At 46.1% G+C, this 12,707-nt stretch carries 16 protein-coding genes; 8 read left to right on the forward strand and 8 right to left on the reverse strand.

Annotation, left to right across the window (positions count from 1 at the left end):
* Nucleotides 1–4 precede the first annotated feature (4 nt).
* From KNP74_RS13305 to KNP74_RS13315, 3 genes are read right to left on the reverse strand one after another with little or no spacing between them, the layout of a single operon-like run.
* Nucleotides 5–466 (reverse strand): hypothetical protein, encoded by a 462-nt coding sequence (locus KNP74_RS13305; protein ID WP_214764544.1) that lies wholly within the window; start codon nucleotides 464–466, stop codon nucleotides 5–7.
* 11 nt (nucleotides 467–477) lie between these two features.
* Nucleotides 478–933 (reverse strand): hypothetical protein, encoded by a 456-nt coding sequence (locus tag KNP74_RS13310; RefSeq protein WP_214764545.1) that lies wholly within the window; start codon nucleotides 931–933, stop codon nucleotides 478–480.
* A gap of 55 nt (nucleotides 934–988) precedes the next feature.
* The gene (locus tag KNP74_RS13315; RefSeq protein ID WP_214764547.1) at nucleotides 989–1,453 is read right to left on the reverse strand and encodes a hypothetical protein; all 465 of its coding nucleotides are present in this window, start codon (nucleotides 1,451–1,453) and stop codon (nucleotides 989–991) included.
* A 160-nt stretch (nucleotides 1,454–1,613) separates the two neighbouring features.
* Between KNP74_RS13315 and KNP74_RS13320 the strand changes: the two genes are divergently transcribed.
* Nucleotides 1,614–2,819 (forward strand): MFS transporter, encoded by a 1,206-nt coding sequence (locus tag KNP74_RS13320; protein ID WP_214764548.1) that lies wholly within the window; start codon nucleotides 1,614–1,616, stop codon nucleotides 2,817–2,819.
* 14 nt (nucleotides 2,820–2,833) lie between these two features.
* Nucleotides 2,834–3,265, forward strand: coding sequence for a MarR family winged helix-turn-helix transcriptional regulator (locus tag KNP74_RS13325; RefSeq protein ID WP_251130197.1), 432 nt, complete (start codon nucleotides 2,834–2,836; stop codon nucleotides 3,263–3,265).
* Between the two features lie 42 nt (nucleotides 3,266–3,307).
* Here KNP74_RS13325 and KNP74_RS13330 read toward each other — a convergent pair whose 3' ends face one another.
* Nucleotides 3,308–4,348: a flavin monoamine oxidase family protein gene (locus KNP74_RS13330; protein ID WP_214764550.1), complete on the reverse strand. Its 1,041-nt coding sequence runs from the start codon at nucleotides 4,346–4,348 to the stop codon at nucleotides 3,308–3,310.
* 479 nt (nucleotides 4,349–4,827) lie between these two features.
* Here KNP74_RS13330 and KNP74_RS13335 point away from each other — a divergent pair, with 479 nt between their 5' ends.
* Together KNP74_RS13335 and KNP74_RS13340 are read left to right on the forward strand one after the other, a co-directional pair.
* Nucleotides 4,828–5,055 (forward strand): hypothetical protein, encoded by a 228-nt coding sequence (locus tag KNP74_RS13335; RefSeq protein WP_214756803.1) that lies wholly within the window; start codon nucleotides 4,828–4,830, stop codon nucleotides 5,053–5,055.
* A gap of 18 nt (nucleotides 5,056–5,073) precedes the next feature.
* Entirely contained in the window at nucleotides 5,074–5,346 is a 273-nt protein-coding gene (locus KNP74_RS13340) for a hypothetical protein (protein WP_131472826.1), read from the forward strand.
* Between the two features lie 26 nt (nucleotides 5,347–5,372).
* Here the strand turns inward: KNP74_RS13340 and KNP74_RS13345 are convergent, their stop codons facing one another.
* The 4 genes from KNP74_RS13345 to KNP74_RS13360 form a co-directional block, all read right to left on the reverse strand.
* Nucleotides 5,373–5,843: a hypothetical protein gene (locus tag KNP74_RS13345; protein ID WP_214764551.1), complete on the reverse strand. Its 471-nt coding sequence runs from the start codon at nucleotides 5,841–5,843 to the stop codon at nucleotides 5,373–5,375.
* 19 nt (nucleotides 5,844–5,862) lie between these two features.
* Nucleotides 5,863–6,528, reverse strand: coding sequence for a DUF3841 domain-containing protein (locus tag KNP74_RS13350; protein ID WP_214764552.1), 666 nt, complete (start codon nucleotides 6,526–6,528; stop codon nucleotides 5,863–5,865).
* Nucleotides 6,529–6,622: 94 nt separating this feature from the next.
* Nucleotides 6,623–6,931, reverse strand: a complete 309-nt coding sequence (locus KNP74_RS13355) for a nucleotide pyrophosphohydrolase (RefSeq protein WP_214764553.1) — start codon at nucleotides 6,929–6,931, stop codon at nucleotides 6,623–6,625.
* Between the two features lie 13 nt (nucleotides 6,932–6,944).
* Nucleotides 6,945–7,325: a hypothetical protein gene (locus KNP74_RS13360; protein WP_214764554.1), complete on the reverse strand. Its 381-nt coding sequence runs from the start codon at nucleotides 7,323–7,325 to the stop codon at nucleotides 6,945–6,947.
* 134 nt (nucleotides 7,326–7,459) lie between these two features.
* Here KNP74_RS13360 and KNP74_RS15120 point away from each other — a divergent pair, with 134 nt between their 5' ends.
* From KNP74_RS15120 to KNP74_RS13380, 4 genes are all read left to right on the forward strand, one after another.
* Nucleotides 7,460–8,446, forward strand: a complete 987-nt coding sequence (locus tag KNP74_RS15120) for a LytTR family transcriptional regulator DNA-binding domain-containing protein (RefSeq protein ID WP_214764556.1) — start codon at nucleotides 7,460–7,462, stop codon at nucleotides 8,444–8,446.
* Nucleotides 8,447–8,576: 130 nt separating this feature from the next.
* A complete protein-coding gene (locus KNP74_RS13370) occupies nucleotides 8,577–9,425 on the forward strand; it encodes an ABC transporter ATP-binding protein (protein ID WP_214764557.1) in 849 nt (282 codons plus the stop codon).
* Nucleotides 9,422–10,129, forward strand: coding sequence for an ABC transporter permease (locus KNP74_RS13375; RefSeq protein ID WP_128123920.1), 708 nt, complete (start codon nucleotides 9,422–9,424; stop codon nucleotides 10,127–10,129). Before KNP74_RS13370 ends, KNP74_RS13375 begins: the two co-directional genes overlap by 4 nt.
* A 351-nt stretch (nucleotides 10,130–10,480) precedes the next feature.
* Nucleotides 10,481–12,376, forward strand: a complete 1,896-nt coding sequence (locus KNP74_RS13380; RefSeq protein WP_214764558.1) for a sensor domain-containing diguanylate cyclase — start codon at nucleotides 10,481–10,483, stop codon at nucleotides 12,374–12,376.
* The last annotated feature ends 331 nt before the right edge of the window (nucleotides 12,377–12,707 follow it).

Consider the following 12,707-nt stretch of genomic DNA (forward strand, 5'->3'; position numbering starts at 1 on the left):
CTCCTCAGTCTCTGACGTTGTCAAGTCGAATCTCACAAAGCATCGGATGCTCCGGGTCGATGTCACTCAATCGCTCGTCTTGTTTTCGAATCAAACGGTATCCCCCATACAACACACCGATTGTCAGCACCACTATCCACGCATACATCCAACCGAGGTTAAGCGTCAGCGCAAACGATAAAGTGAATACGACGAACAGCGCAAAGATAAATCCGTTCCGACGGGCGATGATGGTTTTGGCATTCTCTCGTTCGGTTAACTCGGTCTCGACTCGGTTCGCCTTGAAGAAGATTCCTCCCAGCAGCAAGAGACAGACGAGTACGCCGGCCACGTACCAACCGTTCCATGAATCCGACTGAATCAATCCAACGAGACAAAACACCATCGGAAACGTGAGCAGACTTTGAAATACGGCCGTCTTTACATTGGTTTTATAAATCAAATTGATGCGTTGTTGTTTGGTCATCGAATCCCCCCTTAAAAGCTTTCTCGTTTGACGTCGCGACGCCTCGGTTGCTGGGGATCGATCCGCTTTACTTTCTCATCAAGCAGCCGCTCGACAATTACTAGCGCCAACGCTGCAAGGGAGAAGATGAAAAATGGGACCCAACTGATTGTTTCGAGCTTCAGGAGCAACGGGAAAAACAAACAGCTGAAGACAACCATCATATAGTCGAACACATATTGAATGTGGATGACCCGCTTCGCTCGAATGTGGTCTGTGAAACTGCTCATGAATCGACTTTCCCGCCCAATCATCACGCCGTACGCTAACAGCGACAGCACCATCAAACTTCCGTACATGAGCGATCGTGTCTCAGTTTGCAGAAAGAAGAAAAGCAATACCCCAATCGGAATCGCAAAACCGAGTCGTACGAGAAGCCATTTCCGGTTTGCAGTAACCATTTGCTTCAAACGCTGATGTTTATTCATAAGCTACTCCTTTAATTGTGATGGACTCACACGCTAACCTCGTGTCTTTTCAACCTCACCACGTGAATCTCGTGCGTTGAATCTCGCGACGAGTCGGTTGTTCTGTATCCATCCAGCTCAACTGTTGATCGAGTTTATGCTGCGTAAACCAGATTAATGCGCTGCCACTGACGAATAGAAGGAAAGGAATCAGGTTGGTCAGGATATTCAGTCGCATCATCATCGGAAAAATCACGGCCATCATGATGACGAACAAGTAATCGAGTTGATATTGGATACCGATCACCTTCTTCGCTTGGTCATGCGCCGTTAATGCTTTGACGAAGCGAGCTTCCCTCATAAACAAAATACTTGCTGCACTGGTCAACGATAGAAGGAACGTTGCCATAATCATCGGGGAGCCTTGCGACTGTAAGAAGTAATAGACCAAAACCCCAGTCGGCAAAGCAAACATGAGCCGTAACAACATCCACTGTAAATTCATTCGTTTCACATTATGTAGTCGTTCTTGTTTGTTCATATCATTCACCTCTTAACTACTTATACGGTTTCCAGTAAAAAAAGTTCCGTTTTTTTACAATTGTTTTGTAGTAGCCTACTCGCTTGACGAACCATTCACCTCACTATATAGTTTAGTTAACTTAACTATATTAAAAGGCAGAAAGACTGAGGTTTTCTTTATGAATTTGCTACGAAATCCACGCTTCGTATTCACATGGTTATCCGGCATGACGCTCACGCTCGGCTTCTCGATTTTCTTCTTGAGCGTATCGTGGCTCACAATCGATGTGCTGAAGCAACCCGCCCTCCTCGGGATTATCATGACCGCCGTCTCGTTACCTCGTGTCGTAATGATGATATTCGGCGGCGTATTCGCCGACCGGTTCCAAAAGAGTCGGCTCTTGTTTTTGACGAACCTCGGGCAAGGTCTTCTCATGGTCGCGGTCGTGGCGCTCCATCTCGCGGACGCGTATTCGGTGTTCGCCTTGATTATGATTTCCATCGTGTTCGGACTACTTGACGGCATGTCCTATCCGGCGTTGTCTTCTTTGATCCCGTCGCTCGTCAAACAAGAAGAGCTGCAGCGCGCCAACTCGCTCTTCCAAGGGACGCTTGAACTCATGTTCGTGTTCGGCCCCTTCCTCGCCGGAGCGTTACTCACATGGGGCGGCTTCGGGCCCAGTTTCGGGACAGCAGCCGTCTTGATTTTCATCGCCGCTATCTTGATTATGCCGCGCTTGATTCGTGACTCCATCCCCCTCGCCCGTGCCATGTCGCTCAGTCATGTCATCGTCGATTTGAAAGAGGGCATCCGTTACGTCTCGAGCACGCCGATTTTGCGGAGCGGGACGTTATCGATTGCTATCGTCAACTTGTTCGTCATGGGACCACTCATCATGAGCATCCCGATTCTCGTCGGTGAAGGGGGCGGGAATGCGTTTGACTTGAGTCTGATTGAAGGTGGGCTTGCTGTCGGGACGTTCGTGGCGAGTTTTCTCGTCCTGTTGTTCCGCTCGGTCCATCGTGGACGCTTCGTCTTCCGCGTCCTGTTTTTGACGATTGGGGCCTTCTTCCTCTATACGCAGGCGCAGTCCATCACGCTTCTCGCCTTGGCTGCGGCCGCGAGCGGGTTTATGTTGATGCTCGTCTATTTGCCGACGGTCACACTCATGCAAGAACATAGCGACCATGACAAGATTGGACGGGTCATGAGCATCATGGCGCTCGCCGCATCCGGACTAGAACCGATCGCGTTCGCTGTCCTGTCGATTCTGGTCGCCCTGGCCGTACCGATTCAAACGCTCCTCATCTCGTTTGGTATAATCGGATTAGTATTCAGTATCGTGTTATACGTTCGGAGCCAGACGTTCCGTGACACGCGATGAAAGGAGAACGACGATTGAACGACACACGCAAACAACAAGTCATCGAGATGTATCGTCAAATCGACGAGCTCGACTTGTTGTTCACCAAATACTTTACCGAGTTGAACGAATTCGAACTCAGTTACCAGCAAGAACAGATGTTGCTCCTGTTCAAACGACAAGACACATGGACGACGACCGAGATTGCGACAAAGATGAATATCTCGAAGAGTGCGGTCAGCCAAGTGCTCAAAGTGCTCGAACAGCGTCGGTTCGTCCAGAAAGAGAAGAACCCGGACAACTTGCGCGAGAGCTTCATCCGTCTCGGTCCAATCGGTGTGGAGTACTCGAAACAAATCGATGCCATCGAGGAACGGCTCGCTGAAGAGATGTTCTCCGTGCTCGAAGACGACGAGATGACGATGATCAATCGTTCGCTCGCGCTGATGATTAAAAAGTTCAAATGAAAAATGCGTATCGTCCCGACTCGGGAGGATACGCATTTTTGGTTAGAGTTGATTGACGACACGTTCCGCTGCCCGGAGCGCGCCTTCGATATGACCGCCGAACAAGGAGTCCGTCTCCGTCCCGGTGAGTGAGAGCCGTCCTTCCCATGCTGAATCGAGTGCAATCGGTTGATAGACAGGGAAGTCGGTCAACGGCACCCCATCTTGAACCGTGGCCGTATGCCGATCACTCGACCAATCGACGTATAAGACGTCACGCGGCTGTCGCGCTTCTTCCCCGAACAGGCGCACGAGTTGATCGACGACGCGACGATTCAATTCGTCCCGGTCAAGTACCGAGCGTTCGGCAGCAGACAACCGGAAGAAGCCGAATAACGCGGCAAGTCCGCCCGGCTGTGAGGCGTCATGAATTTCCTGCAACACCCCGGCCCAGCTCATACCTTGACCAGATTGACCACTGTCTCGCCAAAACGGGCGGTCATACACGGCGAGTACTTTCGCCTGTCCAGCCATCCAGGTCGGAGTGTCTGCCAGCTTCGACTTCGTCGTTTCAGACAGTTCCGGGTGAAAGGTGATGCGTGAGACGAGTCGTGGCGGGATGGCCATAATGACGTGTGTGAAAGCTTGGGACCATCCTGTTTCGAGTTCAATCGTTACCTCATCTTCGGTCTGTTTGATCGAGGTGACCGTCGACTCGAGTTGAATTGTCCCTGCCGGTAGTGTCGAAGCGAGCGCCGTCGTCAAGCTGGCCATGCCCCCGACGAGTCGCATCGATGGAACAATATGACCTGGCGGGAGCGTATGGCGTTCGATGACACCGAACTGGCGCTCGAGCATCAAATCCCCGGTCGTGTGTTGAGAAAACGTCTGGAGGCCGAGTCGTTCGATCAGTTGCGTGATTGTCGTTTCCGTCTCTGGCCAATACCAGGTAGGGCCGAGGTCGAACCCGTCATGGCTCAACACCCGTCCCCCGATACGGCCACGCGCCTCGAACACGGTGACGTCATAGCCTTTCTCAGTGAGGAGCGACGCGGCATATAAGCCGCTCACGCCCGCCCCGATGATGGCGATTGATTTGGTCATATACATACTCCTTCTCTATACGTGGTGCTCCCATTATACTGAAAAAGACGAATATACATAATTTGGGCGCACCGCTCAGGAAAGGGCGTTACGAGGTGAAGCGTTTCTTCTATTACATCTTATTTCCTTACATCTGGGTGATGCGAGGGTTACATCGATTTATCAAAACAGAAAGTACAATGTCTTATGCATTCATGCTGATCTTTGTCCCTATCCATATCCTCATAATTGGCTATAGCCTTCCAGTGTCGCTATTACTAGAAACCTTTTTTATGATCTATCTTTCGGCAGGATTGTTTACGCCGATGTATTACTTCGAATCTGATGTGAAGCGACGACGCACAAAACCGGGATACGTTCCGATTGATGAAACCAAATAGCGTATTAAAACGTATTCAATTAGAAAGGATACGTTTTTTTGTTTCTTATATCGATTAAAAAGCAGAATCCGTAGATTACATAAAGGGGAGGAAGACAGAATGAACATAGCATTCGTCTCGTTATTCGGCTTATTGGTGACATTCTTGCCGATTATTTTAGCCATCACCGTCATCGTGATGGTCATGAAATTTATGAACCGTTATGAACAGCGTGCTGATGAACGGCTTGAGCTTGAGCGTCAAGTAGCCGCTCGTCAACAAGAGCAATTCAACGTGTTAGTAGAACGACTCGATCAAATTGAAGAGAAGATGGAGACTCGCCCGTAAATCGAAAGGAGTGTTTGAATGGATTGGACCACGATCATGTTGACTGCCTCATTGATTTTGAACGCCTTCTTGCTCAATATCATTGCGCAACAAGCAAAGGATATGAGTGCATTGAAACGAAAACAACTCCATACCGAACCAATCGTGCAAGATGCTGAGTTTCATGCGTCAATTAAAGAAAAAATCGATACGATTGGCATGATTCCGACCGTGAAATTCTTGCGTGAGACATATGACCTGTCGTTGCTTGAAGCGAAACAATTGGTCGATCGGGTAAACGAAAGGGAGTAGCGCGCGCTACTCCCTTTTGCCGGCTTTTATGAGTTGAAGTAACCGACTTTTCCTCTGGCGTACATTTTGTGCGTCACGTGCTCAGGGTCAACTTTGCCAAGTCTGTGATCGAGCCGAGACGACGCAATGATTCCGATTGCATACATACCGGTTGCGACAACCGTCACACTGATTAGTTCCGGATTGAGCAGTAGCGTCAAGATCAATACAACATATGCTCCAATCAGTCCAAATGCTGTCCACCATTCGAGACGCACAAGCCGCTTATACTCGGCGGACTGGTTGAAGCGCAGCAATGTGTTCGTCCGAGCCCCTATTTTCACGAGACCGACAGATGGAAACACTAGAAGGAACCAGATGAATTCAGCGAGACGACGTTCGCCAATCATCATCAAGGTCACACTGATTCCTGTAATCAGTGCAAACAGAATGATTGCCTGACGGGTCGAGCGCTTGCTGCTTTCATACAAATGATTGAACCGTTCGCGCTGCGTCATGGAACCAGACTCCTTTTGTTCAACTAATTTCTTTCAACCCAGTTTGGTCTCGCCACTGGAACGGTATCGATTTCTTCAAACCAAGTCGATAGCCGAGACGCCATCCCAATCCTCGAATCCGGTCCACCCAACTGTCACTCAAGTCTTGAAACGGCATGACGGCCCGGACGTGATGCAACTCGATGCGATGAATCACGTATTGATAGCTAGGTGCCGCTATCGACCGATTGACTGCAATCTTTTCGCACCACTTCTGGTCAAAGAGTTTCTCCCAAGACTTTCGCGTATACGCTGGAGTGGGTTCTTCCTCGGTGTCGAATGCTTCGGCTGTATCAAATAAAGTAGAGTTGTGTAGAACAAAATCCCAAAATGAAATTTCCGAAGCCAACACTTGATCATCCGGTAATTCAACCGTCAACACCACACCTTTATTCCCCGATCCAATCCCTTTTCCGGTGCCTAAGTCGGGAAACTCGTCCCGACACCAAACCGGATAGTTTCCGTTTAGCGGAATTCCAATTCGTTGCTCATATTGTTCGACCATCCAGTCATAAGCCGGTTTGAAAAATTCGAATCCTTCGTCATTGAACATGGCGTAGTGAGGATCACCTTGTAGATACCCTCGCTCCAATGCTACTTTCCAAGCGTCTTCATGCTGATACGTATAATAGATGCCCATATTCATTAACCCTCTCCAGACTTATTCTTTCACCACTTTATCCGATTTCACATCAAGAAGTAGTGAAAATAATGGTCAGGGTTAATCGGTCGATTACAACTTAGGCGTTCGGACTCGGATACTTCACCGCATTTTTCTCGAGCTTCTCTTCAATCGCCTGCGACACATCGATTCCTGCCGCATGGGCGAACGTCAACGCGTAGATGAGGACATCCGCGAGCTCTTCTTTCATCTCGACGTGTTTCGTCTCGAGCGCTTCTTCACTCGACACCCATTGGAACAACTCCAACAGTTCGCTCGCCTCGAGCGATAGCGATAGCGCCAAGTCTTTCGGGTTATGGTGGAACGCCCAATCACGCTCGTCACGGAATTCAATCAATTTTTTTATCAATCGTTGTATTTCGTTCATGTTTGATACAGCCTCATTTCATCGTTGTTAAAATTTCTTTCCCCACTGAAAAAATACCTCGATCGATATGTTCTTGAATCAATCGCTTTGACACCCTCATCGACAATTCATCTACTCCTAATCTTTCCTTTAGTCCTTCGTGGAAAGACAAAAAATCGGGAATTGTTTTCTCGAATTGATATTCTTTTTGCAGTCGCGTTAAATAAAAAGAAACCTCGAAACGTTTTTCGACTGGCAACTCTTGTGTGAGAAAGACGTATTCCAGTTCACTTTCGATGTTATGATGTAACGCCCCATCCTGATTAATCATTTTGCGTAACAACGTTTGGAGCATCTCTACTTCTACTTGAAGCTCAAACACTTGTGTCTGGAGTCGCTCGTATTTTTCGACCATATGATTGATTCACCACCTCATCATAAAACTATACCTTTCAATTTTACCAAAAGATGTAACTTTTATGAGTAATAATTTTCCTCTTAAGACCTTCTTTTAAAATGTTATAATCCCACTAAAAAGGGAGGGATTCGGTGCTTACTTTCAACAACGTCTCTGTTCGCCAACAGGACACGCTCATCCTTGAACATATCTCGTTCACCATCAATCCAGGTGAAATCGCAGCTATCCACTGCGGCGTCACTTCCCGGGAAATATTGTTCGCATTATTGACGGACGCGCACGCGAACTACTCCGGGACTATCGATACACAAAATTGCACGCTTTCGGTCTTCTCCATACGTGACGGGTTATATGACCGGTTGACGGTCGAGGAATATTTGCGTTTCACGCACACGCTCTACGAATCGACGGAATCGCTGGATACAGTCCTGCAAACCGTTCAACTCACCCCATACCGGAACAAACGATTAAACCGGCTCAGCTTGTCTCTCGTTCGGCGCGTCCAATACGCGGCCCTGCTCTTACATAACCGGGATATCTATGTGCTTGAAGAACCGGATCAAAACGTCGACCAAGAGACGCGGCACTTGTTCGCGACCGTCTTAATGCAACTGAAACAGCAACAAAAAACCATCCTGCTTCTGACGAGCAACATGGAGAGCGCCCTGTTCGTCACGTCGACCGTCTATCGGATTGACCACCGACACTTGCGCCTGCTCGACGTGGAACCGGATGAACCGGATGCGAACGAAGATATCACGCCTGACGTCATGCACGTCCGCTTCGAGAAAATTCCGACGAAAGTGAACGAGAAAATCGTCTTGCTTGACCCGCCGGAAATCGACTACATCGAAAGTCAGGACGGACAATCCGTATTGCACAGTCAGTCCGAACAGTTCCCGAGCGTCTTCACGATGAACGAACTCGAGACACGTTTGACCCCATACGGCTTCTTCCGCTGTCACCGGTCATATATCGTCAACCTTCAACGAGTGCGGGAAGTCATCACCTATACGAAGAACAGTTTCAGCCTCGTACTCGATGATTCGGCGAAGACGACCATCCCGCTCTCGAAGACGAAAATGGCTGAATTGAAGACGATGATCGGGCTGAAATAGGATCCATTCACCGTTATATTTGCTCCACTCGCTCCTCGAAAAGCGCCATTTGTCGCCATTCTAATGCGCCCATCGCTTCCCCTCGATATGATGTAAGCAAGCAAGACGACATCGACGAGGAGGAACGAGAATGGACTCAATCATTCAAGTGCACGGATTAAAAAAGCTATTCGGCAATGAAGAGGCGTTACGCGACGTGACGTTTTCTGTCGGCAAGGGAGAAGTGTTCGGCTTTCTTGGACCGAGTGGATCTGGGAAGACGACGACCATCAAAATCTTAACTTCCCAACTCGCTCAAACATCAGGTGACGCAACCGTGTTCGGCGTGCCGGTCTCGGAGTTGAAACAAGAACAGTATCGGAAGCGGATCGGTGTGTTGACCGATAACAGCGGACTGTACACGCGTCTCTCGATTGAAGAGAACTTGCAGCTCTATTGCGACCTGTACGACGAGCCACGCACACGTATCGATGACGTGCTCCAGATGGTGAACTTGGCCGGGGAACGCAAAAAACGCATCTCCGCTTTATCGCGCGGGATGCTGCAACGAGTGACACTGGCCCGGGCGTTGTTACATGAACCGGAACTGTTATTTTTAGATGAACCGACGTCCGCGCTCGACCCGGTCAACTCGCGCCACATCTATAAAGGCATCGAACGCTTGAAGGCAAAAGGGACGACCATCTTCTTGACGACGCACGATATGAACGAGGCCGAGGAACTGTGCGACCGCGTCGCTTTCTTACATCAAGGGGAAATTCAACTCCTCGACGCCCCGAAACGATTACGCCGGAAATATGCGAATGGCTCCATGCGCGTCGAACTGCATGACGGGGAGATGGTTGAATTGAATCAAGGAAAAGACGGGGCCGACTGGCTCCATGCTCAGATGCGCGACCAAAATATCGCGGCCATCCATTCGAATGAGCCGACGCTCGGGGATATCTTTATCGAAGTGACGGGGAGGAAACTATCATGACATTTTCAATGAAACGAGCACTCGCCATTTTCCAGAAAGACTATAAAGACTTGTCGCGGAACTTATTCGTCTCGTCGACGTTGATTATGCCGCTGTTCTTCGCTGTCTTCTATTCACAGCTCGGCGGCGAAGGCATCGACGTAACGTACTTCGTCATCAATATCACGTTCAGCCTCGTTGCGACGTTCGTCCAGTGTGCTTTGATCGCCGAAGAGAAAGAAAAGAACACGCTCCGTGGACTGATGTTGTCGCCAGCGAGCACGCTCGACATCTTACTCGGAAAGAGCGCGCTCACGTTCGTGACGACGCTCATCCTCATCGCGGCGTGTGCCTTTATCATGGGATACAGCCCGGCGAACCTTTTCGTCATCTCACTCGCACTCATCGTCTCGACGTTCTTTTATATCGGGATTGGAACGATTCTCGGATTGATGACGAAGACGGTCATGGAAGCCTCACTCATCGTCATGCCGGCGTTTTTCTTCTTCTCGTTCTCACCGATGCTGTTGGTATACGAGGACCGCTTCTCCATCATCGGTCTCCTCGAGTACTTGCCGAACATCGTCTTGATCGACCTCGCGCATCAAATCGAGGCGGGAGCAGGACTTGGCTCTACATGGGTGGAGCTTGCGGTTCTGTCGGCTTGGGCACTTGTCGTGTTCGTTGGAAGTATTGTGATGTATAACCGGAAACAGACAGACTAAAAAGCGACGATATTACTCGTCGCTTTTTTTCTATGTTCAATTCAAAATCTGATGGATTTTATGCGTCAACCACACCTTATGGTGATGAGCCGATTTGAATTAATAAACACTTAGGTTTCAATATAGTTGTAGAATAAGTATAATTAAAGAGACTGTTCAAAAAGAATTCTTAACACTTCAATTTATTCATCAATTGAAAACTATCTATTTTTGCCATGTTTTCTTTATTTCTTTGTTATATGAAGTCCATTTCGTTTGTTTTGTTTAAAATATATGTACTTACTGTATATTTATACTTTGTTTTTGACGTCTAAAGAATAATCGCACCAAAAGACGAGTGGAGAGATAAGTATGGAAAGAATTAAAAAATTCCTTTTATTATTGTTTCTGATGGTGTTTACTTGTTTGACAGTTGCTCCAACTGTTAGTTTTGCAGTTCATGGTAATGAGATAACAGCAAAAAATGGGGTACTTGATTTACGTGATATAAATTTTGAAGAGCACAATTATATAGAGATGAGTGGGGAGTGGGGTTTATATTGGAACAAATTCCTCAAACCAGAAAAAGTACCGGATAATCCCTCAACTTTTGTTTCATTTCCTCATAGGTGGATGGGTTCTGAAATGAACAATGAGACATTACCAGGTGAGGGACATGCCACATATACACTTAAAATAAAAGTAAATGAAGAGAGCTTATCAACTCATAAGGGCCTTTATGTACCGCTTATTTCGAATGCATCGAAACTATGGATCAATGGGAAATTAGTGAGTCAAATTGGTGAAATTGGTATGAGCTCAAAAGATGAACGTCCAACCTATAATCCACAAGTCATCACTCTTGATTTAGATAAGCCAGAATTTGATCTAGTTTTACAGGTTTCCAATTACTCTGCACGAAACGGTGGAATTTGGGGAGAGTTTTTATTCGGAAATGCAGAAGAATTAATAAGTATGGCTGAGAAACGAATGCTTAAAGAAATGTTTATTATTGGTGGTTTAACTATTTTCGGATTTTACCATTTTGTTATTTATATTCTACGTAGAACAGATCGAGCTGCTCTCTATTTTGGGATTCTTTGTTTACTAATTGCTCTTCGCTCGCTGATAGTCGGCGAGGTAGTTTTAACCGATCTACTCCCTAATTTCTCTTGGGAATGGCACAGAAAAATCGAATATTGGACGATTTCAATCGCGTTTCCAGTATTTTTATTGTTTCTTAATGCAATGTTTCTTAACTATATAAAAAAATCCATTTTACAAATGTCCTTTTTTATAAGTTTACTTTATTCTTTATTTGTCTTATTTACACCTGCTAAAGTTTTTTCGTATACGATTAACTTTTATCAACTGATCATGACAGCGATGATGTTGTATGTACTTTTTGAATTGACCAAAGCGTGGAAGCGAAATGTTCCAGGTGTAAAGGTTTTATTGATCTCAACCGTCATTTTTACTGGTACAGCCTTAAATGATATCCTTTATTACAATGAATGGATTCATACAGGTGATTTTACAAGTGTTGGATTATATATCTTTGTCTTTGCTCAGTCTATCGTTCTTGCTATTAAATATGCATCTACCTTTCAAAAAGTTGAAACCTTGTCTATTCGTTTAGGAGAACTAAATAACACCCTTGAGGAAAAAGTGCAAATAAGAACTTCTCAACTGGAGCGATCACAAAATGAACTAAAACAACTGAATCAGAAGCTCGAAATTCTTTCAAACATTGATACTCTAACAAATGTTCCGAATAGACGGTCACTCAACCAAAATTATGAAGAGGTTTGGGAGATGAACAAGGATTTATTGAAACCAATTACGGTATTTATGATCGATATAGATTGTTTTAAGCTTTTTAATGATACATATGGTCATCAAAAAGGTGATGAGGTACTAAAATTAGTCGCTCAATCATTGAAAAATAGATTGGATATGGTTGGAGGATTCTTTGCAAGGTATGGCGGAGAAGAATTCTTTGCTTTATTAGATGGGAAATCCGTTGAAGAAGCCGTTGATATAGCTAAAGATATGAATGATGTCATTCATAAATTAAAAATCCAACATAAAACTTCAACGGTTGCAGATACAATAACAATTAGTATCGGAATTGCCCATTCTACTTCTGCAAATCTAGTAGAAAAAGAGCAACTAATCAGTAAGGCTGACGAAGCTCTTTATCGTTCAAAACAAATTGGCAGAGATTCCATATCATTGTTTTATCAGAATGAAATTAAACATCTGTAAGTATCTCGATATTGTGGAGAAAATCTAACATAACAGACTAAATTATATTGGAATTCACAAATATATCCCATAATATCTCGCTTGAAAAAGCATAGAGTTTATGGATCTGAGCTTTTCCAAATCTCTATCCTAATCTTTATATGATGAATTATAAAATTAAGTGCAACACCTGAACGTGAACGCAAAAAAGCCCATAGCGACGGCCTCGTGTAGAATGAAGTTACCACACAAACATTCAGACGGAGGAATCGCTATGAGCTACACCCATCTTACCACAGCCGAACGCGTGAAAATAGAGACCTATCTGGAGCTCGGGATGTCCATCCGGTCC

It is taken from the genome of Exiguobacterium sp. s141 (assembly GCF_018618085.1).
Taxonomy (GTDB): domain Bacteria; phylum Bacillota; class Bacilli; order Exiguobacteriales; family Exiguobacteriaceae; genus Exiguobacterium; species Exiguobacterium mexicanum_A.